The sequence below is a fragment of the Neptunicella plasticusilytica genome (assembly GCF_047922965.1).
Lineage (GTDB): Bacteria > Pseudomonadota > Gammaproteobacteria > Enterobacterales > Alteromonadaceae > Neptunicella > Neptunicella plasticusilytica.
The window spans coordinates 815,673-836,016 of sequence record NZ_CP150481.1 but is presented as its reverse complement, the minus strand read 5'-3'; the positions used below and the strand labels follow the sequence as shown (position 1 = coordinate 836,016).

General features: G+C 47.0%; 13 protein-coding genes. 5 read left to right on the top strand and 8 right to left on the bottom strand.

Annotated elements, in window-relative coordinates; genetic code table 11:
• Nucleotides 1-289 precede the first annotated feature (289 nt).
• Complete coding sequence (locus V1467_RS03720; protein ID WP_416307461.1) at nt 290-1,300, top strand: LacI family DNA-binding transcriptional regulator; 1,011 nt, start codon at nt 290-292, stop codon at nt 1,298-1,300.
• A gap of 16 nt (nt 1,301-1,316) precedes the next feature.
• Here the strand turns inward: V1467_RS03720 and galK are convergent, their stop codons facing one another.
• Together galK and V1467_RS03710 are read right to left on the bottom strand one after the other, a co-directional pair.
• Entirely contained in the window at nt 1,317-2,459 is a 1,143-nt protein-coding gene (gene galK, locus V1467_RS03715) for a galactokinase (protein ID WP_416307460.1), read from the bottom strand.
• A gap of 5 nt (nt 2,460-2,464) precedes the next feature.
• Nucleotides 2,465-3,505: a UDP-glucose--hexose-1-phosphate uridylyltransferase gene (locus tag V1467_RS03710; RefSeq protein WP_416307459.1), complete on the bottom strand. Its 1,041-nt coding sequence runs from the start codon at nt 3,503-3,505 to the stop codon at nt 2,465-2,467.
• 280 nt (nt 3,506-3,785) lie between these two features.
• Here V1467_RS03710 and V1467_RS03705 point away from each other — a divergent pair, with 280 nt between their 5' ends.
• On the top strand, nt 3,786-5,918 hold the full coding sequence (locus V1467_RS03705; RefSeq protein WP_416307458.1) for a M3 family metallopeptidase: 2,133 nt from the start codon (nt 3,786-3,788) through the stop codon (nt 5,916-5,918).
• A gap of 125 nt (nt 5,919-6,043) precedes the next feature.
• Entirely contained in the window at nt 6,044-7,243 is a 1,200-nt protein-coding gene (locus tag V1467_RS03700; RefSeq protein ID WP_416307457.1) for a low temperature requirement protein A, read from the top strand.
• A gap of 123 nt (nt 7,244-7,366) precedes the next feature.
• Here V1467_RS03700 and V1467_RS03695 read toward each other — a convergent pair whose 3' ends face one another.
• The 5 genes from V1467_RS03695 to V1467_RS03675 form a co-directional block, all read right to left on the bottom strand.
• Nucleotides 7,367-7,579 carry a calmodulin gene (locus tag V1467_RS03695; protein ID WP_416307456.1) on the bottom strand — a complete coding sequence of 71 codons (213 nt, stop codon included), beginning with the start codon at nt 7,577-7,579 and terminating at the stop codon, nt 7,367-7,369.
• Nucleotides 7,580-7,656: 77 nt separating this feature from the next.
• The gene (locus V1467_RS03690; RefSeq protein WP_416307455.1) at nt 7,657-7,875 is read right to left on the bottom strand and encodes a calmodulin; all 219 of its coding nucleotides are present in this window, start codon (nt 7,873-7,875) and stop codon (nt 7,657-7,659) included.
• A gap of 83 nt (nt 7,876-7,958) precedes the next feature.
• The gene (locus V1467_RS03685) at nt 7,959-8,177 is read right to left on the bottom strand and encodes a calmodulin (protein WP_416307454.1); all 219 of its coding nucleotides are present in this window, start codon (nt 8,175-8,177) and stop codon (nt 7,959-7,961) included.
• Nucleotides 8,178-8,564: 387 nt separating this feature from the next.
• Nucleotides 8,565-9,617: a metallophosphoesterase gene (locus tag V1467_RS03680; RefSeq protein ID WP_416307453.1), complete on the bottom strand. Its 1,053-nt coding sequence runs from the start codon at nt 9,615-9,617 to the stop codon at nt 8,565-8,567.
• Between the two features lie 58 nt (nt 9,618-9,675).
• Entirely contained in the window at nt 9,676-12,702 is a 3,027-nt protein-coding gene (locus V1467_RS03675; protein ID WP_416308641.1) for a TonB-dependent receptor domain-containing protein, read from the bottom strand.
• A gap of 391 nt (nt 12,703-13,093) precedes the next feature.
• Between V1467_RS03675 and V1467_RS03670 the strand changes: the two genes are divergently transcribed.
• Nucleotides 13,094-15,202, top strand: coding sequence for a winged helix-turn-helix domain-containing protein (locus V1467_RS03670; RefSeq protein ID WP_416307452.1), 2,109 nt, complete (start codon nt 13,094-13,096; stop codon nt 15,200-15,202).
• 74 nt (nt 15,203-15,276) lie between these two features.
• Entirely contained in the window at nt 15,277-17,361 is a 2,085-nt protein-coding gene (locus V1467_RS03665) for a winged helix-turn-helix domain-containing protein (protein WP_416307451.1), read from the top strand.
• On the opposite strand, the gene V1467_RS03660 is transcribed toward V1467_RS03665, so the two are convergent.
• On the bottom strand, nt 17,339-20,107 hold the full coding sequence (locus V1467_RS03660) for an insulinase family protein (RefSeq protein ID WP_416307450.1): 2,769 nt from the start codon (nt 20,105-20,107) through the stop codon (nt 17,339-17,341). The two genes, V1467_RS03665 and V1467_RS03660, sit on opposite strands and share 23 nt — an antisense overlap.
• Nucleotides 20,108-20,344: the final 237 nt, after the last annotated feature.

Sequence of the window (20,344 nt, the reverse complement as noted above, 5' to 3'; positions counted from 1 at the left end):
CTCACTGCTAACATCAACTTCACATTGAAGCATAACTCCGCTCACAGGTAAATCGTTTACCCTAAGATTTACGGTTAAAAACGACTTTAATCACAATTAAAATCCTGAACCTCTTATTCTGTCCTGTTATCCCATCTGAAAGATGATTTTGTAGCTTGTCGTTGTGCCACCTCAACAACCTATTTCACTTATTCAGGAATACGTTTACCTCCTATTCTATTGGTGTTATAACTACCCCTAGCTCACCTGCACTGTCAGGTAAATCTGTTACTGGCACAAGGGAAAATTAATGGCCACAATCAAGGACATTGCTAACGCAGCAGGCGTATCGTTGGCCACCGTCTCCAGAGTGATCAATGATGGCCCCAAGGTCGGTGATGTGACTCGCGCACGGGTCAAAAAAATCATGCTGGAGCTGGGTTACCGCCCCAATGCCAATGCCCGTGCGTTAGTAAATAAACGCAGTGCCTCGTTAGGCATAGTCATTGCCGAACTGGCCGATCCGTTTTTCGCCACCTTGGCACACGGTGTAGAAAAAATCGCCCGGCAGGAAAATGTACAAATATTATTGAGCTCAGGTTCTATCCAGGCCGACACCGAACTCAAAGCCATCGAAACGCTAATGGAGCACCGCTGCGAAGCGATGGTGGTGCACAGTAAAGCCCTTGATGATCAGACTCTGATCGAATTTGCCAGACAGATCCCGGGCTTTGTGTTAATCAACCGTTATATTGAAGCCATTGCCAATCGTTGCGTATGGCTGGACAACTTTGCTGGCGGGCGCTTGATGGCCAGACACATGTTGAATTTACAGCACAGTAAATTTGCCATGGTCACCAGTAAATACCAGATTGACGATCCTATCCAGCGACTGGCCGGTATACGTTATGAACTGGAAAAATCCTCGATTGTATTGGCCGACAATGCGATTGAATACAGTAGCCCGGATCAGGAAGGTGGCGAAACCGCTATCCAGAATCTACTCGCCAAGGGAATTGATTTTAGTGCGGTATTTTCCTATAACGATGCCATGGCGGCAGGTGCCATGTCGATGCTGCAGGATCACAATATTGACGTGCCCAACAAGGTGTCAGTGATTGGTTATGACGATGTATTGCTGGCTAAATATTGTCGCCCTAAACTCACTACCTTACGTTATCCGATTGAGATGATGGCCATCCGCGCGGCCGAACTGGCGCTGAGTTACAGCGCCGATAGTCATTCAGTTATCAGCACCGACAAAACCTTTAAATACACCCCGACTGTGGTCAAACGAGAATCCGTCGTCAGGGCAATTTAATAGCATATATCGCCGTTTAGGCAAACGCTCCCTGCTCGGCTGTGCAGATAAAAACACTCTCTTTAATACCGGTCTGGCTCTGATATTGCTGTTCAATCGTAGCCTGAATAGATTCGACCAAGTCATCAGGGACCAAGGCAATAACACAACCGCCAAAACCACCGCCGGTCATGCGGACACCGCCCCGCTCACCTAATTCAGCATGAATAATATCCACCAGAATATCGATAGGCTTGACGGTAATGGCGAAATCTTCTTGCATCGACAAATGCGATTGACGCATCAGTTCACTGATTCTGGGCATATCGGCGTGCTTGAGTGCTTCAAACATCGCCACTGTGCGATCATTTTCGCTAATCACGTGACGGGCACGTAAATAGGCCTCCCGCGACAAACTGCTTTTGTGCTGTACCAGCATATTCATATCTGCATCGCGAAGCAGCTCAACCTGCATCACTTTTGCCGCTTGTTCACATTGTTGGCGACGCAGATTGTATTCACTGTCGACCAGGCCCCGTTTTACGTTGGAATTGATAATCATCAGCGAGTGCTGCGGCGGGATCGGGGTAAATTCAACTTGTAACGAGCGACAATCCAGCAACATGGCCTGATCTTTGTGACCCATTGCCGAAATCAGTTGATCCATAATGCCGCAGGAACAACCAACAAATTCATTTTCGGCCTGCTGGCCCAACAATGCCGCCTGAATGCCATCCAAGGGTAATTGATTCAGCTCGGCAAAACATTTCAAAATGGCGATTTCAAACGATGCTGAAGAACTCAGTCCGGCGCCCTGCGGGACGTTGCCCGTCACCACTAAATCGGCACCTTTGCTCAGCGGGAAATGCTTTTGCAAAATCAACAGCACGCCACGAATATAGTTGCTCCAGCCCATAGCGTGATCATGCTGGATATCATCCAGCGAAAAACTGGCCTGTTGCTGAGCATAATCCAGCGCCACCACATTCACTTGCCGGTCCTCGCGGGCTTTGGCCACAATATCGGTGCCAAAATTAATCGCCGCGGGCAAGACAAAACCACCGTTATAGTCAGTGTGCTCACCAATCAGGTTTACCCTGCCCGGCGCATGTACAAAACAGTCCGCCATAACATCAAAATACTGCTCAAATTGCTGAGCCAACAACTTTTTATCCGTCATATCCATTATTCACTTTTATAATGTACTGAAGAAACACTGCGCAATCTTTCTGCAGCCTGTTCTGGGGTGATATCGCGCTGGGCTTCGGCCATCATTTCATAGCCAACCATAAATTTACGGACCGTGGCCGAGCGTAATAAAGGCGGGAAAAAGTGCGCGTGCAAACGCCACTCGGAATGCGTTTGATTGTCAAAGGGTGCGCCGTGCCAGCCCATCGAGTAAGGAAATGACGTGTTAAACAAATTATCATAGCGGATGGTAATTTGCCTGATCACATCCGCTAATGAATGTTTCTGCAGCTCATTCAGTTCAGTCAAGCGCGATACTTCAAAACGCGGTAGCAACAAGGTTTCAAACGGCCATGCTGCCCAATAAGGCACTACAACCATCCAGTCTTCATTAGCACAAACAGTGCGTTCCCGGGCAACTTCTTCGCGTTGTACATAGTCAGCTAACAAGTTACTGCCGTGTTCGGAATAATATTGTTGTAAATGCGTTAATTTCTTTTCGGCCAGCGTAGGCAAATGTTGTTGCGCCCAAATTTGTCCATGAGGATGGGGATTGGAACACCCCATTACCGCACCTTTGTTTTCAAAAACTTGCACCCACTGGTATTGCTGACCCAGTTCGTCCAGTTGCTGTTGCCAGCAGTCCACCACTGCATGGATTTCATTAACCGACAACTCCGGCAACGTCTTGCTATGATCCGGTGAAAAACAGATCACTCTGCTGCAGCCTTGTTCGGTACTCATGCGAAATAACGGATCATCACTGCTTACCTGAGGCGTATCATCTTTGAGCGCGGCAAAATCATTATTAAACACAAAAGTCGAGCTATATTCGGGGTTCACTTCACCATTGATGCGAGTATTACCCGAACACAAATAGCAGGCCGGATCGTAAGCCGGTTTTTGTTCGTCATCACTTTTTTCCGACTGCCCCTGCCAGGGACGTTTGGCACGGTGCGGCGACACCAGCACCCACTCTCCAATAAGCGGATTATAACGACGGTGCGGATGTTCACCGGGATCAAATTGCGCGTTCATAACATCTCTCAACTATTAACAAGGAGGCGTTAACCTGAAAATTTGCGTTATGTTCACATAAAAAAAATAAAAGGGAAAGCGTTTTCCCTAAATTGTATTAGGCAAATAATTGCTCAACTCATACAAGATGAAATACGCCAATAGTCGATATCGCGCAGTTCAGTTTACGACAAACCACCGGCTGAATAAGTCCAGCGGGATTGTATTGGCGGTTCTATGCCTGCTATGGTTTGGGGCTGCTTTTCATCAACGCAATCATAATATTCCCAATGGAGACAATATGCGTATTACCTTACTTAGTGCCGCAATCAGTGCGGTATTGGCGATCTCTGCCTGTTCAGATAACACAGCGAAACAAACTATGAACAGTCCTGCGACGAGCCAGACTAAAAACAGCGATAACATTTTGCTAAGTAAAAGTACCTTGCAAGATCAAGCCCCCCAATTTGATAAAATCACCACCGCAAATTACCAACCGGCTTTTGCCGCAGGGATAGAGCAACACCGCGCGGAAATTGATGCCATTGCCAACAATCAACAAACACCCAGCTTCGATAACACCCTGGTAGCGATGGAAAAAAGTGGTGAGTTGCTGGATCGGGTATCACGGGCATTTTTTAATCTGGCCGGGGTAATTTCGGATGATGAGTATCAGCGCATCGAAGCCGAGATGGCTCCCAAGTTATCGGCTCATGACGATAATATTTATTTAAACGCCAAACTGTTTAGCCGCATTTCTGCAATACACGCCAAACTGGCTGAATTCAGCGCAGAGGACCAGCGCCTTATCACCCATTATTATGATGAATTCGTACGCGCCGGAGCTAAATTGTCCGATGCCGAAAAAACCAGGATGCGCGACATCAACAGTCAGCTTTCTACCCTCTCCACCGAGTTTTCACAGAATATTTTAAAATCCTTTAAGCAGGATGTGATCCTGGTCAACGACAAAGCAGAACTAGCCGGTTTATCTGAAAGTGATATTGCCACTTTGGCAGCTGCTGCCAAAGACGCGGGTAAAGAGGGTTATATGATCACTTTGGTTAACACCACGCGTCAGCCTATTTTAGGCAGTCTGGAGAATCGTGCGCTGCGCGAAAAGATCTGGAAAACCTCGGCTAGTCGCGCCATGGACAGCAACGGACCGATACTGGTTAAGCTGGCACAATTACGTGCTGACAAAGCCGAACTATTGGGATACCCGAACTGGGCCAGCTATGTCACTGCCGATCAAATGGCGCGAACGCCCGATGCGGTTTACGCCATTCTCGATGATTTGGCACCTAAAGCAGTGGTAAAAGCCAAAGCCGAAGCGGCAGAAATTCAGGCACAAATCGAAGCAGCAGGCGGCAACTTTGAATTGCAACCCTGGGATTGGGCGTTTTATGCCGAAAAAGTGCGCCAAGCCAAATATGATCTGGATGAAGAGCAAATTAAACCCTATTTTGAACTGAATCGGGTGTTGCATGACGGCTTGTTCTTCGCCATGCAAAAGCTCTACGGGATTACGTTTAAACAGCGTAACGATCTGCCGGTTTATCATCCGGATGTTTCTGCATATGAAGTGTTTAATCAGGATGGTAGCTCTATCGGGTTATTTTATCTGGATCCTTACGCTCGCGAAGGTAAAGGCGGCGGTGCCTGGATGGATGAATATGTCACCCAGAACAATCTGCTCGGCAACAAGCCGGTAGTGTACAACGTACTGAATATTCCCAAGCCGGCTGATGGCCAACCGACCTTAATGACCTTTGACGAAGTCACCACCATGTTCCACGAATTTGGCCATGCAGCTCACGGTTTATTCTCTAAAGTGAAATATCCCAGTCTGGCCGGTACGTCGACTGCCCGTGACTTTGTGGAATTCCCGTCGCAATTTAACGAAGACTGGGATATTGAACCTGCTGTTATCGCCAATTACGCCAAACACTATCAAACCGGTGAGCCTATTCCGGCCGAGTTGCTGGATAAAGTGCTTAAATCTCACCAGTTTAATCAGGGCTTTGACACCACCGAATATCTGGCTGCAGCACTGCTGGATATGGAATGGCATTCGATCCCGGCTGGAACGCAAATTGATGACGTAGCCGAGTTTGAACAACAGGCACTGGCCAAACATGGCATTGACTATGCGCCAGTTCCACCTCGTTACAAGTCAGCCTATTTCAGCCATGCGTTTTCAGGTGGCTATTCAGCCGGATATTACGCTTATTTGTGGACCGAAGTCTTTGCGGCTGATGCCTTTGCTCATATGCAAGAAAACGGCGGGATGACACGTGACAACGGTGATGCGTTCAGAAAAGCCGTGTTGTCCATGGGTAATTCACAGGATCTGATGACCGACTATGTTAATTTCCGTGGCCAGAAACCTACTGTTAATGCGTTATTAAAACGTCGCGGGCTGGTCGACTAATAATATCCCTGCCACTCCATGCATTGAGGGGTGGCAGGTTTCTCCAACTTTGAGTAAATCTTTGACATCGCTGAATAATCGCTATGAAATGGATGCTATTCCATTTCAGTTGACGAATAATCACGATGCTAAACAAGACACGTACTATAACGGGCATTCATCCCATGATTGCACGGGATATGAGTGAATCCCACCGCGCCGCTACGCCGCTTGAATTATTGTTTGACCTGGTCTCCGTAATCGCCATTGCGGCCGCTGCAGCAGGCCTACATCATGCCATAGCCGAAGCCCATTTTATCGACGGCGTGCTCAAATTTGTGGCCGCTTTTTTTGCTATCTGGCTGGCATGGATAAACTACACCTGGTTTGCCTCGGCCTACGATAATGATGATTCACTGTTCCGCGTCCTGACCATGGTGATTATGGGCGGGGCGCTGACTCTGGCAGCCGGAATCAATAGCTTTTTTCAGACTGCCGATCTCGGCTTTATAGTTATTGGTTATGTCATTATGCGCGCGGCAATGGTGTTGTTATGGCTACGTGCTGCTAAACATGATCCGCTGCGACGTAGCACTTGTCTGTACTATGCAGGCGGTATTGCCTTGGTCCAGGTTTACTGGGTGGCACTTTTTCTGAATCAACCGCTCCCGGATAGTCTGTTTTATCCACTTTTTGCAGTAGGTGCATTGCTGGAACTTGGTGTGCCGGCGCTGGCAGAACGAAAAGGTGCCACACCCTGGCATCGACACCACATTATCGAGCGCTACGGGTTGTTGAATATTATTGTCTTGGGTGAAACGCTACTGGCCGGTTCCATGGCTCTGAGTCAGGTATCGGCCCCTCACGCCAATATCGCATTGATCCATATTGCCCTGTCTGCGCTGGTTATTCTGTTTTCCATGTGGTGGCTTTATTTCTCCAAAGAAGAACAGATTCAGGATAAGTCAATATCCACAGCATTTACCTGGGGTTATGGGCATCTGATTATCTATATCGCAGGAGCGGCCGTTGGAGCAGGTTTTGCCGTGTTGGTGGATATTGTTTCCGGACATGCGCAGGTGGACTTGTTGGTCGGGGACTATGCCGTCGCTATTCCGGCTTCACTTTATCTAGCCGGTTTATGGTTTGTGCGCGACAGGTTTGTGCTTAAAAACGCCAACCGGATTATTTTGCCGTTATTTGCAGTCGCGACTTTATTGGCACCTCTTTTACTGGGACTAGAGGGAATCGCTATGGTGATGTTGGTATGCGTTATGGTGCGCAGCTATTTTGTTTGTCAGCCGTATCTGCACAGCGAAATAGAAAATGCCAATTCAAAAAATTGAACTGGCATTAGCGTAACAGCGTTATTTCTGATTTGAAGGGTAGTTAATTGATACCAATTAACTACCCATAGCGCCGGTTAGTTGAAAATCCCTTTCACCATTCCCTTGTTCCTATACAGCTTCTTAAGCGTTGTTGTATTCCGCTTCAGAAAGTTGTCCGTCTTGATTGGTATCCAACTCGTTGAACTTTTCAGCCAAAGTTGAATCTGCAGCAGCTTCTTGCATGCTAAGTACACCGTTTTGGTCTACATCAAGTTCTGCAAAAGGAGTAACAGCAAAAGCAGAAGAAGTTGCGAATAAAGCTAACATAGCAAAAGTAGTATTAATGCGTTTCATAATATTGTTTCCTTTTCAGTTAAAAAAATCGTTGGTAGATATAATCTGGAGTGACTACATCATGGTTTCAGTATTTCTTAAGCTTCGTCATATTCCGCTTGAGAAAGTTGGCCATCCTGGTTGGTGTCCAGCTCTTTAAATTTTTGAGCCAGTGTTGCATCCGCTGATGCTTCCTGCATGCTAAGCGCGCCATTCTGGTCAACATCCAGTTCTGCAAAGTCTTTGATTCCCAAAGCAAAAGCAGATGATGTGGCTGTTAAAGTCAAAATAGCTAAAGTAGTATTAATGCGTTTCATAATATTATTCCTTCCAGTTACTAAAATTTGTTTGGCTAGATTGACGCACCCGTTACGGGCACGTCATCGTAGTAGTAAATTTATTAAGCGTTGTTATATTCCGCTTCAGAAAGCTCACCATCCTGATTGGTATCCAGCTCGGTAAATTTTTGAGCCAGGGTAGAATCGGCAGAGGCTTCCTGTACACTCAACACACCATTTTGGTCCACATCCAATTCTGCGAATTCGGTGATACCTACGGCGAAAGCTGAAGAAGTGGCCGCTAGAGTTAACATTGCTAAAGTAGTATTAATGCGTTTCATAATCGTGTTTCCTTTTCAGTTAAAAAATCATATCGATTGACGCAACTTGTAGGGTACGTCAGGAACGTTTTTCTACTTCGTTCGAGAGAACCTATATCAAATTAGATGCCAACTTTTAAAAATTGTTATTTTTCAATGCATTACGAACAATCAGGGATTTGGGCGCGAAATAGCTTGAGCTGCATTGTTACTAATAGACGACAAAAGCCATTGCTAGGTAAACAAATTGTTAAATTACAGTGACTTAGGCTGATTCAATTTAGTAACAAATGGCGTTAAAGCCCGATTTGGCGGGCTTTCAGGGGAAGTTGATGAAGGTTGCAGAATAAGAGGTACTGTTTATCGAACCGGACGAAAAACCGATTGCGCAATAATGACTGACGGGAATTATAAGGCTACACGGCTACCATCGATTAACCCCCGGTAAAACTGGCCTTGCTCAACCAACAACATCTCGCCGGTTTTACCGCGTTTAATCCCGCTATCAACCGCAATAACAGCGTTGTTGTATAGGCCTAATACCTGATCCTGGGTGGTGTGGCCAACAATAATGTGATCGACGCCATAAGTATCTTTAAGCAGATTGATGTCTTCCTCGCTTACCTGCGGTGAGCGGAAATAACCACGATACCAAACCGGTCCGTCGGATTTATGTAGATAATAGGCAAAGCCTTGGCGAGGCATATCCGGCTGTTGGCGCAAATGAGCAGTAAACACTTGATTGATTTGTGCCAATGTATGCTGTTGCCTGGCCAAGTCGGGATGCAGTCCGCCGTGGGTAAACAACAGATCACCAATTTTGACCAGTACATTGCGCGTTTGTAACCATTGGCCTAGCAGAGTATTCGAGGCATAAAGCGTGGAAATGGAACGATTCAGGGTTTGTTCAACCAGATGATATTTTTCATTCAGATAACGCAAATCGCCGTTTAGGGTCATGACTTCATGGTTGCCAAGCAAAAAATGCAACTGTCCACCGGCGGCTTTGGCCTGCTGCTCAAGCTGGTAAAGTAGCCACAGACTTTCAGTTACCTTTGGTCCGCGATCAAACACATCTCCCACCAGCACCAGATGACCGCTACCAAAAATCCAGTCATTTTTATCATCAATAATATGATGAGCGCGTAAGAGTTTGGTCATAATGCCGAATTGACCGTGTATATCGCTAAAGACTGCCAATTTGTCTACTGTCGGATAAATAATATCCGGACGTTTTGCCGGATCGGGCTGCATATTGGCGCTTAATCCGCATTTTTCGATGGTACGAGCCTCTGTCAAAGGTGGAAAACTGTAGCTTTTGGCCAATCCGTCACATACCCACAATGCTTCCCACTGTTCGGACAGCTTGAGTACATAAGGTCCATCTCTTACATCTGACTGGTCAATGTCCGAACAGGCTGCTAGCAACAACGACATGACCAACAAAATATGATTTCTCATTAAGGTTCCTTTCCGATTTTGCAAAGAAGAAGCCGGGAGGAACCTCCCGGCCTATAGATCAAAAGCCGACTTGGGCGCCAACGTAAACAAAACGTCCGACACCACCGCCAAAGTCACTGGCGAAGTTACCGGTACCATGTTCGATATTGTCTCCGGTATTGGGTACAAAGGGCCCCTGATTATCAAACAGGTTATTTACCCCACCATACAAGCGTAGCTGAACATCCTTCTCCCACTCAAGGTTATAGGACACCGACAGATCATGACGAATATAAGAACCATAGTAGAGATAGTAAGGTGTTTCCGGATTTGCAATTCCATCCGGATCACCGGCATCCAGTAATGCCTGATTGTCTGCTTTGAGCTCTTCCCATTCGGCGACCCGATCATGATTGTCCACAATCGATCCCTTATATTTGGTACGCCAGCGTATTCTCATATCGCCGATGTACCAGGCCAGTGACGCTGACGCCACATCTTCAAAAATGCCACTGGTCAGTTCACCGTTGTAATTAATGGTTTCCAGTCCGTCGTTACCTTCAAAGGTTTTGGAATGTTCAATGATATGGGTCATATCCAGTTTGAATTTCAACTTTCCGTAGTCGTTCATATCGTAACGATAAGCCAAAGCTACGTCATAGCCTCGCGCCGTCACTTCAGACAGATTGAAGACCCGTTGCAACACTTGAGTCAACTGACCTTCACTATCCCGCGATATATCACCGCAGAAAGGATTATCACTGCCAAAACCTAACGAGGAGTCATAACACTGTTCAAGGATTTTGTAATTGTCGATCTCTTCGATAGCATCCTTGATTTCAATATCATAGTAATCCACCGCCAACTGGAATCCGTCCAGCAACTCGGGCGAGATACTGACCCCGAAGGTATAGGTATCGGCCGTTTCTTCCTTCAAGTTCTCGTTGCCGGCATTGGGTGAATAACTGGAGTTTTCATCGATAAATTCGCCATACAGGTTAATCGCATTGGCAATACCCGGGTCCAGTCGACAATTGTCATGACCGGCACCTGCCGAAGTAGCTGTGGTACCGTCACAAATATCCGAGAAGCTGTCGTAATCGCCACGGGGCGGAGACATCAATTCCGTAATATTGGGCGCACGCTGGGCACGGGCGTAGTTAGCGCGGACAAGATAACCTTCAGCCGGTTCCCAGGCTAATCCGGTTCGGTAACTGGCCATGGTATCAATGCCTTTAGGGCTATAGTCTGCTAACCGTAATGAGACATCCGCCGACAGGCTCTTGGCCACAGCGGCATCTTTCAATAACGGAATGCTGGCTTCGGCAAAAATTTCTTTGACGTCCATTTCGCCAGCGAATGTTGGCACCAGATTAAAGGTGATCCCGCCATACTGGTGATCCCTACTGGTTTGTACATCCTGTTTATCCTTACGATATTCAAAACCAAAAGCAGCAGTAACCATACCGGCAGGCATGGCAAATAAATCACCGGTCATATAACCCAGCAAGTTAATCTGGCTAATGTTGGTGGTGATGGTCGGGTTGGCACGAATATAATCGGCCGCTTCAGGCGTAATACTGCCGTAGCCGAAGATATTAACCGGTACACAACCTGCAGCTCTGGCTTCAGGGTTGGCACATTGGATGGTCACTCCATCGTCAGCGTATTCGGCATTTAATCCTTCACGCAAATTAAGAATATTCAGTTCATTCAAGCGATGCTGCTGTTGCTTGAACTTGCCGTAACCCACCGACAGTTCCCAGTCCCATTCATTGTCAAATGCACTGCCCTGTAATCCGGCCCAACTACGAACGGTTTCCCGTTCATTGTCGGTAACAATATTACCCAACTCGACAAACAGTCTGTCCCAGCTGACACTGCTGCCCGCCGACTCGGCAATTTCTTGCGGTACATAAGGGTTATCCGGTGAAATATAACCCGGCACTTCCAGAGAGGGTTCGCCAGTAACCGGATCGATAACCAGTTCATCATCATTATAATCCTGTCCTTCGGGAATTTTGACGTTAACCGAGTTAGTTTTACTGTATTGAACCTGGAAAGACGCCTTGGTATCAGGGGTCAACTCATAATCCAGTTTTAATGCGCTGGATAATTTGCTATCCGGCACTTTAAGCATTTCATAGCTGTAGGTATTCACTCCGTCACGTTCTTCGACAAAACCTTCGGTTAATCCGTTGGTAGGGTGATAAAACCAGTCATTACTTTCAAAGGTTCCGCCGGGCGTATCGTCACTACGCTCACGCCAGTCATCCATAGTAATATCACGCATACACTGATCACCGTCTACCGTGTTCATCTCATTGCACAATAGTGAGGTATTGTAGTCGTAACTGGCCTCGTACTTGGCTCTGTCGCGATCACCGTTGGCAATGCCAAACTGCCGATCCCAGGAGGTACCAAAATACAGATAGCCTTTGCCATTATCGAAATCTGCTCCATAGCCCAGATCGAGGGTAAACTCGCGCCCACCGCCTTCAGGGGTATGTCCCCCTCTGGCATCGAGTTCAAAGCCAACCTTGTCTTGCTGGGTAATAATATTCACCACGCCGGCAATCGCATCGGAACCATAAATTGCGGAGGCTCCGCCACTGATAATTTCGACCCTGTCGACCATCGCACTGGGGATGGTGCTCAGACTGACATAATTTCCGCTGTAACTGTTGGATACGACCCGGCGACCATCAATCAGGGTCAGGGTGCGATCAGTGCCAAGGTTTCTCAGGTCAATAGTGGATAAGCCGGTATTTTGCACACTGGATTGAGAGTTGGTATTGCTCACCCCTTCAGCAATCGCCGGAATTTCATCAACCAGTATTTCCGACAGCGAGCCCAATCCTGTGTCTTCAATATTTTCCCGATCAATCGTCACCAAAGGAGTAGCAAAACTAAAGCTGTCACGACGTATTCGCGAGCCGGTCACTGTTATTTTTTCTGCTTCTTTGTCTTGTGTCTCAGCCGATTGTGACTGGTTTGCGGCAACATCGGCCCGCTCAATATCAGTTTGTTGATCGGCTAAGGCAGTGGCTGGAATGGCTCCCAGTAACACTGTCTGGATAGCCAGAGTAAGTATGCTTTTTTTCATCATGTTCCGTTCCTGGTCCGTATTGTATTTTTATTCATGGCCAGAGCCTGTCTATTTTTTCGTTTCCGCCAACTTACATACAGTCAGCAAAAATGAAAATGCAGTTTTGTACAGTCTCATAGAGGTTGGTGTTTGCCAGCTAGTTCTGTATTCTTTTGCAACAACTAAATAGCCAAAAAGTAGCCGACACCCTGTTATAGGTCGAGGCAAGAGGGAATCGCAATCCAGCTGGCCTCGTTTTACTGCCATTTTTTTATCTATTTAGTCTCTATTTTTATTTTTTATATGTTTTTCAAAATGTTATGAAATATCATTGATGCTAAACTTGGCATCTAACTGGATAAAAAGTTGCTTTATCAAGCTACGATTACGTGATTAGAAACGCTTTCCAATGGACAAACAGCAGGCATTTTTTATTGGTAACTGTCGAGTTGAACCACTCGAGTATGCCATTTATTTCGACAAGGGTGAAAAGCACAACTTGCAACCTAAATTTGTCGAGGTGCTGATTTATCTGGCCGAACAGTATCCCAAAGTCCTTAGCCGTCAGGAGCTAATTGACAAAGTCTGGCAAGGTAACGGTTATGTGGGCGAAAAGGCCCTGACTAATGCTATTTGGCATTTGCGTCAAACACTGCAGACAGCCAGCAATCAAGACGTGATCGAGACTATCCGTAAATCTGGCTATCGCCTCCTTGTTGCCCCCAAGTTTGTTGCTTCTGAAAAAAACTTTTCCTACTCCCTCCTCAGCGTACTTTCAGCTACCCCGCAAAAGCGATATGTGATTACAGCAAGTATCTTAATACTGTTGCTGCTAGGTACAGTTTTTATTTGGAGCCATCAACAAACCGGCAGTGTAAACAGAGAAGTTAGCACTATTACCACCGAACCTGGATTGGAATTGTTCCCTGCTCCCTCACCCGATGGGCGTTACGTGGTATACAAATGGGTGAGTCCGGACGAACAAGTTGATTTGTACAGAAAAGACATACAACAACCCGCTCTGCCTGCTACTCGTTTAACCTTTGATAATGCGTCGGAAGGTCATTCGGTATGGAGTCGCGATGGTCGTTATCTGTATTTCAGCCGCAAGGACAGACGGGTCGATCAATGCGATATTGTGCGCATGGATATGCAACGTTTTGAAGAGCAGTTTATTACCCGCTGCCCCTTGTCCGGAGGTTACTACTATATCGATATTTCACCCGACGATAAAACTCTGGCGCTGTACGGTAATGATCCCGGAGCGGAAGATTCCGGCATTTATTTTCTAGATTTAACCGCACCCGAGGCCAAACAGGTGCGCTTTTCCTGTGCTCGGGCATGTGGATTCAAGGACAGGGATATGGCCTTTTCTCCCGATGGACGTTCAATGGCCGTAACCCGACGGGTGAATCAGTACAACGAAAATATTTATCTGGTCAACATTCGGGATGGCAGCAGTCAGGCGCTAACCGAAGGTGAAGAAGATATTGTCGGGTTAACCTGGCACCCTGACGGAAAACGGCTGGTTTATGCGGTGCAACGGGCCGATGTACGCAGTGGTTTTATGCTTGATTTAACCGACCATCAACATTATTCACTGGGAATCGACGGATTCAGTTATCCGGCCTTCTCCCGTCAGCAACCCTGGCTATTCTATCAACAACGTACCGAGCAATATCAAATCTCCTCAATCTCGACGACCCCTGGTGTCAGCAGTAGCCCGTTTCCTGTTTTATTATCCGGCTATAATCACAAGTATCCGGACTATTCGCCACACAATGAGCAAATCGCTTATGTGTCCAATGAATCTGGCTTTGACGAAATCTGGTTGGCAGATTCAACAGGTAAAGTGCGCAAACAACTGACCCATCTACAACGTTCCGCCCGCTTTCCAAAATGGTCTCACGACGGCAAGCGTATCGCATTTCTGGCCGCAGATGACGATGAAAAGGGTGATCACATCTATATCGTAGACGTGATGAGCAAGCGTGTTTCCACCGTGACCAGTCCATTTAATGGCCACAACCGTCCTAGTTGGTCAGTCACTGACAACGCCATATTGTCTGCGGTATTCACCCCGCAACACACCGATATCTATCTTTTCCCGCTGGATAATAACCCACCACAACGTTTGACCTACAACGGCGGTCGTTATGGGCTGATGATTGACGATGATACCTTGCTGTACACCTCTTCACGGGCTGGTTTGTGGAAGAAATCACTCAACGCAAAGGAGCCAAAAGCGCTGCTGGATCACAACATGTTTCGCGCCCGCTATGCCTGGACAGCTTCACAACAAGGTGTGTACTTTCTGCAATTTTATAATGATCATCAACAGTTGATGTATCAGGATTTTTCAACCAATCAACCCCGTTCAATCTTGCGGGTACCGCGCGAAACCTTTGTCGCGGACAGTGCACTGACACTGGATAGCCACAGCCAGCGTATTTTGTTTACTAAAACCGATTTTCCCCAATCTGATATCAAAATGCTTAAAGATCCCTTGTTTAGATAAAGTAGATGATTGCGACACGAGGCACTATTCGATAGAGTCCTAATAACCATTTGTTATAAAAATTCATCACATTCATGTTTCAGCAGGCTCCTTTTTGTATCGGAAAAATTCGCATTGAACCGCTTGAATATGCGATATACCCGGATAAGGGCCCCAAACAAAGTCTACAACCTAAATTTATCGAGGTGCTTTGTTACCTCGCCAATCAATACCCTAACGTGGTTTCCCGTCAGGAACTGATTGAACATATCTGGCACGGCAATATTTATGTGGGTGAAAAAGCACTAACCAACGCTATCTGGCATCTGCGTCAGGCCTTGACTCAGGCGGAGCAGCCTGAAATTATCGAAACAATACGTAAATCCGGTTATCGCCTGCTTGTCGCACCGCAAATGTTGAAGGCGGTAACGCCACGTTTCCCACGTTCAGCTATCCAAATAATGGTCATTACCGGCATGCTGTTACTGTCGGCAATTCTGTTTAGTATGACCGACTTGCGTTCTCCATCAGGCACCAGTTCAAATGAAATCCAGTCTATTACTGCAGAACCCGGTCTGGAGTTGTTTCCGGCTCCGTCACCCGATGGACGTTATCTGGTGTATAAATGGCGTAGTCCGGATGGCCAGGTAGATTTATACCGACGGGATGTAACCCAACCCCAATTATCTGCGGTGAGGCTCACCTTTGATCATGCCAATGAAGGACGGGCAGTATGGAGCCGGGACGGAAAATGGCTGTATTTCCGGCGCAAGGATATAGATGAAAATTACTGTGATATTGTCAAAATGGATGTGCAAAGCTTGCAGGAACATTTTGTCGCCAAATGTCCGATGACAGGGGCGTTACATTACATGGACATCTCACCGGACAATACCACTCTGGCTTATTGGGGGATCCTCGAACAGGATCCTCGTCCCGGCATATTTTTACTCGATTTGAATGATCCTGCCGCACTGCCCCGCCCCTTGCCCTGTGATAAAGATTGTGACCAGTCAGAACGTGATATGGCGTTCTCACCGGATGGACAGTATATTGCTATTACCAGGCGCAGCAGCCGCTTTAGCGAAGATATCCACCTTATTCATTTAGCCAGTGGACGCAGCCAACAACTGACCTTTGGCAAAAGGGATATTGTTGGCTTGACCTGGCGTCCTGACGGCCAATCGTTGATCTATGCGGTTCAGCAGGCCGATGTGCGCTCAGGGTTTGAACTCAATCTGGACACGCTTGAATCCAAACCTCTGAATATCAAAGGATTCAGCTACCCGTCATTCGCCCGACAACTTCCCTGGCTGTTTTTCCAGCATCGTGATGAACAGTATCAGATTGCTGCCCAGTCGCTGGACAATGAGGTCAGCAGCAGCCCCTTTCCGATCCTGCAATCCGGCTACAATCACAAATACCCTGATTACTCAGCAGTGACCGATCAGATAGCCTACGCCTCAAATGAATCCGGTTATTATGAAATCTGGCTGGCAGATGCCAATGGCAGTAATCGTCGTCAGTTGACCGATTTAAAACGTTCTGTGCGTTTCCCCAAATGGTCACATGATGGCCAGTTCGTGGCTTTTCTGGCGCCGGATGAAACAGGTAACGCGGATCGCATCTACATTGTCAACGTGCTGACCCGGCGAACAGTCCCCGTTCTCAGTCCGTTTAGCGGACATAATCGCCCTACCTGGGTGCCCGACGACAGCGCCATCATTTCGGCAGTATATTCTGAGGATAACCGCGACTTGTATCGCTTTGAACTGGATCACCAGCAAGTGACAAGACTTACCTGGGATGGCGGCCGGTACGGTATTTTGATCGATAACGACACCCTGATTTATACCCGCACCACAAAAGGTTTATTCCAGAAAAGACCAGAGCAAAAAAAAGCGCGTAAGCTGCTTGGTAGCGACACCTTCCGGGTGCGCTATACCTGGGTCTATACTCAGGATGGGATTTACTTCCCACAACTCAAAAATGATCACCAACAAATCGGTTTTTATTCGTTATCAAGCCAACAGTTTACGCCTTTGCTGAAACTGCCGTTATCCAGTGTCGTTATCGACAGTTCCATGTCGCTGGATAACCGCCGTCAGCGTCTGCTATTTACCAAAACCCTGTTCTATCAGTCCGATATCAAATTAATTAAAGATCCGGTTTTTCACTGACCGTTATTGATGGTTCGGCCAAAACGCCCTGCAGCTCCTGCTTTAACAAAAATTCTGCCATTGCTAGAAATGTCTCCTGTGACATTGACGCAACGGCCTGTTGTAATTGTTTGTGATAGTCTAACGGACGGCCTTTACGAATGTTGTAGCGTAGCCCTCCTTCGGCACTACTACTGTTGATTTGCGATTGTCCCAATGACACAGACAGGTTAGTTTTCAGCTGTTCGAATTGCGTCAATGGCATCATCGATAGATAAGTCACCGCCCACTGATTAAACTGCTTAACCCGCTCAAGCAATCCCTCAGACCCGGCAACCGGAGACTGAACATAGTAGCTTAAAAAGGGCTGCCCATAGCTCTGCTTTGCTGCAACAGATACCGAATAGCCTAGTTGTTCCTCTGTACGCAGCTGCTGGAAAAATGGCGCCTTGAGCATAGACGCTAATAATTCGACAGCGGCATGGCTATACAAGGATTGCGATTGCGGTATTAATACCAGACGTACCGCAGAGTCCTGACTGTTTAGCTGGTTTGTTTGCAGCCCGATGTTACTGTGCTTACCCTGCCAATGATCAACTGCGGCAGGAATCGGCTGTTTAATCTTGCTTGCCAGCGGGTTGAGCAACTGGTTCATCTGCTGCCATTGCGTTGCTGATACGTGACCATAATAAATGCTGGTCAGGTGCGCATTGTCCAGATAATGCCGGACAAAATGCTGATAACGGGATTCGTCAAATTGGGCAAAGTAATCCAAATACTGCCGAGTAGTGGGATGCAAGCCCAATAGCGCATCCTGAAGCTGCTTTGTCTGGCTACTTAACCTGTCTTTAAGGCGTCCTTGTAAACTGTGAATATGCCGGTTCAACGTGTCTTTTAAGCGGGAAGACTCAAGTTGCGGTTGCTGCAGGCCCATCAACAAATCCTGCCAAAGCTTGGGCCAGTCGCCACTTCGCCCTGATAGTGCCAGTTTTAGTCCTTGTCGGGTAGTACTGATATCCACGCTTATATTGGCTTGGCTGGCGGCACCCAATACGTTTTCCAGTTGCATTTCCAAGCGCTTAACAAATAACGGGTTCAAATAATCAAAATCTGTAGTTGATGACAAGGTGTCAATATATAGCGTAATGGCCGTATAGCTGTCCTCGGCAACAGCTTTAGGCAAATACCACGAAGTTAACTGTTTCGTGTCTATTAACAGCCTGGGGTGTTTTACATCAGACACATCCACAGCAACCGCGTCGGCTAGATAGGGGGATAACTCAGGTAACCGGAAAGCCACTTTGGCCAACTTAGTACTGCTGTTCAGCGAGCTGTCAATACTGTAGGCGGTATTGTAGATAGACTCTATTTTATGCTCAGGTAAATGGCTGTTTTCACGGATCACCAACATGTTTTCCGGGATCAAATGAGCCAGCCAATCACGAATTTCTTCGGTGGAATATCGGGTTGCGATCCGTCCCGCAGCAAGCACCTGAAAGGCAGGTTCAAACAATAAGCTTTCTGCCAAAGCACGGATATCATCAGCTTCTTTATGCCGACCGTCCAGGTTAAAACGTTGCTGGTTTAATTGTTGAAATACAGCAAAGTAGTCCTGCTGCATAGCCTGCTCGCGGAGTAATTCAATATAAGCAAATGTCATTGCCACAATGGACTCAGGCTGTTTCCAGCCTGCATTGGTTAACTTAAACTCGATATTAAATAGATCATGTCCCTCATCCAGGTTCGAGTTCGACGCGTACAGTTGCTGGATCAGATCATGCTTTTGCAGGTAAGTCTCAAGTCCGTTGGCGTTTTGTGTCTCAAACAGCCATTCAATATAGTCTGCCACCATAGCATCGCGACTGGATTGACTATTCGGCACCAAGAAGCTCATGGTCAGACGCGAGCGTTTGTTGAGCGTTTTAATATTGACCACCTTGCCCGCTGGCGGGTGATTAAAAACGGCAGGACTTGCTGACAGAGTGGCTTTGCACTGCCGGGGAACACCAGAAAACTTGTCTGTTGCCAACTGCGTCAACTGCTCTAAAGAAAGCGGGGACGCCAACACTGCCGCCATACGAGGTGCGCAGTAATATTTTTGGCCAAAATTGGCTAGCGCCTGTTGTAAATTTTGCTGTTGGGTATCTTGCAAGGTTACCAGATTTCCGGTGGAAAACTGGCTATAGGGGTGATCGGAATTAATTAGCTGACGAATAACTTCGCGCTTGCGGCGGAAGGGATCCCGGTACTTGAGCCTAAACTCTGCTTCAACCGCGTGACGCTCCTTGTAAACCATCTCTGCGGGCAGTAAAGGATCAATAAATTGCCATGCAAAACGATCCAGCGCCATGGCGAAACCGCTATTGGCAACTTGGAAATAGTAATTAGTACTGCGTGATCGGGTCGAAGCATTGGAACGCCCGCCATGGTCGGCCAAAAACTGTTTATACTCAGCCGTTTGCGGATATTTTGCCGAACCTTTAGAGAGCATATGTTCATACAAGTGAGCCAAACCGGCGATATTGGCCGGGTCCTGAAAATAACCGGCCTGAACAGACAATGATGCGTAGGCCTTCACCAGCTTGGCATCACTGATAAGCAAAACTTTTAAGCCATTTTGCAATTGAATAGAGCGATAATCGGCCGGATCTGATTGCCCTTTTATGAGATCAGTCCGGTTAGCCTGGCCGGGACGGAAATCACTCTGACAACTGCTGAGCAGTAAAACGATACATACTAACCACCGAAGACCGATGTACACTTTCATTTAATTAATCCGGCATGTCGCGAAAATTTTAGCCAAACTAGCCGCGAGCATAGCTTTCAATCAACCTTGCTCATCTCCTTTTTTCCTCTATTTAAACTCTATCCCTTTGATATAAAGGCCTAGGTAGACATGACGAATAACAGGAAGGATATTGTCGGGTGGTAGACTTGTTTGTCTGTCTAGCAGGTATCAGCATTTTTTTGCATATAAAAAAGGAGAGCGCGGCTCTCCTTCCTA

Excerpts from the sequence above, each read along its gene's own strand:
- V1467_RS03720 (WP_416307461.1), top strand. The coding sequence starts at position 290 with ATGGCCACAATCAAGGACATTGCTAACGCAGCAGGCGTATCGTTGGCC.
- galK (WP_416307460.1), bottom strand. The coding sequence starts at position 2,459 with ATGACGGATAAAAAGTTGTTGGCTCAGCAATTTGAGCAGTATTTTGAT.
- V1467_RS03710 (WP_416307459.1), bottom strand. The coding sequence starts at position 3,505 with ATGAACGCGCAATTTGATCCCGGTGAACATCCGCACCGTCGTTATAAT.
- V1467_RS03705 (WP_416307458.1), top strand. The coding sequence starts at position 3,786 with ATGCGTATTACCTTACTTAGTGCCGCAATCAGTGCGGTATTGGCGATC.
- V1467_RS03700 (WP_416307457.1), top strand. The coding sequence starts at position 6,044 with ATGCTAAACAAGACACGTACTATAACGGGCATTCATCCCATGATTGCA.
- V1467_RS03695 (WP_416307456.1), bottom strand. The coding sequence starts at position 7,579 with ATGAAACGCATTAATACTACTTTTGCTATGTTAGCTTTATTCGCAACT.
- V1467_RS03690 (WP_416307455.1), bottom strand. The coding sequence starts at position 7,875 with ATGAAACGCATTAATACTACTTTAGCTATTTTGACTTTAACAGCCACA.
- V1467_RS03685 (WP_416307454.1), bottom strand. The coding sequence starts at position 8,177 with ATGAAACGCATTAATACTACTTTAGCAATGTTAACTCTAGCGGCCACT.
- V1467_RS03680 (WP_416307453.1), bottom strand. The coding sequence starts at position 9,617 with ATGAGAAATCATATTTTGTTGGTCATGTCGTTGTTGCTAGCAGCCTGT.
- V1467_RS03675 (WP_416308641.1), bottom strand. The coding sequence starts at position 12,702 with ATGAAAAAAAGCATACTTACTCTGGCTATCCAGACAGTGTTACTGGGA.
- V1467_RS03670 (WP_416307452.1), top strand. The coding sequence starts at position 13,094 with ATGGACAAACAGCAGGCATTTTTTATTGGTAACTGTCGAGTTGAACCA.
- V1467_RS03665 (WP_416307451.1), top strand. The coding sequence starts at position 15,277 with ATGTTTCAGCAGGCTCCTTTTTGTATCGGAAAAATTCGCATTGAACCG.
- V1467_RS03660 (WP_416307450.1), bottom strand. The coding sequence starts at position 20,107 with ATGAAAGTGTACATCGGTCTTCGGTGGTTAGTATGTATCGTTTTACTG.